This is a genomic window from Streptomyces sp. SID14436 (assembly GCF_010548465.1).
Classification (GTDB): domain Bacteria; phylum Actinomycetota; class Actinomycetes; order Streptomycetales; family Streptomycetaceae; genus Streptomyces.
This window is the reverse complement of record NZ_JAAGMD010000016.1, coordinates 1-1,558: the sequence shown is the minus strand read 5'-3', so window position 1 is coordinate 1,558 and position 1,558 is coordinate 1. Positions and strand designations below refer to the sequence as shown.

Genomic DNA, 1,558 nt, shown 5'->3' with positions numbered 1-1,558 from the left:
GCGGGCGCAGCGTTCGAGGTCCTCGGGCCGGTTGAGCCGCTCCGTCAGGGCCTCCCGGCCGAACAGCGCGGCCGGCACGTCCTGGACGACCAGGCTCAGCGTCCCGGCGCGCAGCACGCGCAGCGGGCCGCCCTCCTCGTGGCCGGCCGCGGCGGCCAGCGCGGCGCCGTCCGGCGGGGTACGGGTGACGGCGAACGCGCAGACCAGGCCGTCCGGTTCGGGTCCGGTGGGGACGTCACTCACCTACGGCCTCCGGCGTCTCGGCCACGGACTCCTCCAGTGCTTCCAGCCGCGCCCGCAACCGTGCGTTCTCCTCGGCGAGCGCGTCCCGCGCGGCCCGGGACGACAGGGCCGGATCGGTCTCCCACCAGTCGATGCCGGCCTTCTTCGCGGTGTCGACCGAGGCGATGAACAGACGCAGCCGGATGGTGAGCAGTTCGATGTCGAGCAGATCGATCTTGATGTCGCCGGCGATGACGATGCCCTTGTCCAGCACCCGTTCGAGGAGATCGGCGAGGCTGCCCGACGGCGGACCACAGGGCTCGGCCGCGGCGAAGTCGTAGGGGGTGTCGACGGCGGTCACGGTGCCCTCCCCGGTTCGCGCGGGGTGCGGACCGCGAGGGCGGCGGGCGCGGTCGAGGTGGTGCGGACGGCGGGCCGGGCGGACCGCCGGGCCGGGCGCTCCAGCAGGGTGAGCAGCCGGTCCTCCTCCCGCTCGAAGGTGTCCTCGTCGATCTCGCCCGCGTCCAGGGCCCGGTTGAGGGCGCTCAGCCGGGCCTGCACGGCCCGCGGGTCGTGGTACTGGCGCCGGGCCTCCTCCAGGAGGTGGTCGGCGATCCACGCCGTGCCCCGCACCGGAGCCAGCGGGAGCAGCAGGAGGCCGGTCACGATGCCCACCGCGTCACCTCCCGGCCGGCGCGGGACGCTGGTCGACGAAGCTGTAGCAGGGCAGCGGACCGGTCACCCCGAGCGCCAGCCGGTCCCCCCACCGGCGGGCCCGCGCGGCCACCGCCTCGCGGAACCGTGCCTCGTCGGCGGCGGGCAGCAGGAACGACGTGCTCAGCACCTGCTCGTCGTCGGTGGGGCCGTGCACCGTGCGCTCGGCGAACGGGGTCAGGTGGGCCAGGACGTCCCGGGCCGCGCGCCGCGCCTCCCGGCGGACCCCGCGGGCGATCGCCTCGCCGAGCCGGACGTTGGCCTCGTAGTCCGGCTTCTGCCGGGTACGGCGGGCCAGTTCGCGCAGCCCCTGGTCGCGGCGGACCAGCTCGGCGAAGCAGCCGGGGACGACGGACCCCTTGACGTTGAGTTCGACGCGGCCCCGCAGGCCCTCCAGCTGCCGCGTCAGGTGGCCCGCGTCGGCCCGCAGTTGGGCCTCCAGTACCCCGGGGTCGGGGCTGAGGACCCCGAACCGCATGGGCAACAGGGGTCCCTGGGCGACCAGTTCGTCGAGGACGCCCTGGTGGGCCAGCAGGTCGCGGCGCCGGGGCCGCAGCCGCGCGGGCGCGTCCGACACCGCCGCGCACAGCCCGGCCCCGGTCAGCAGCCGCACCGGGGCACC

3 protein-coding genes and 1 pseudogene are annotated in these 1,558 nt (G+C 76.2%); all 4 read right to left on the bottom strand.

Annotated elements, in window-relative coordinates:
* Nucleotides 1-243: pseudogene (locus tag G3I53_RS00620) on the bottom strand (gas vesicle protein); the annotation flags it as partial.
* Complete coding sequence (locus tag G3I53_RS00615; protein ID WP_164338463.1) at nucleotides 236-583, bottom strand: gas vesicle protein; 348 nt, start codon at nucleotides 581-583, stop codon at nucleotides 236-238. The pseudogene G3I53_RS00620 and the gene G3I53_RS00615, both read right to left, overlap by 8 nt.
* Nucleotides 580-897, bottom strand: a complete 318-nt coding sequence (locus G3I53_RS00610; RefSeq protein ID WP_164338464.1) for a gas vesicle protein GvpG — start codon at nucleotides 895-897, stop codon at nucleotides 580-582. Before G3I53_RS00610 ends, G3I53_RS00615 begins: the two co-directional genes overlap by 4 nt.
* 4 nt (nucleotides 898-901) lie before the next feature.
* Nucleotides 902-1,558 (bottom strand): GvpL/GvpF family gas vesicle protein (locus tag G3I53_RS00605; RefSeq protein WP_164437919.1); only part of this gene is annotated, 657 nt, incomplete at its 5' end.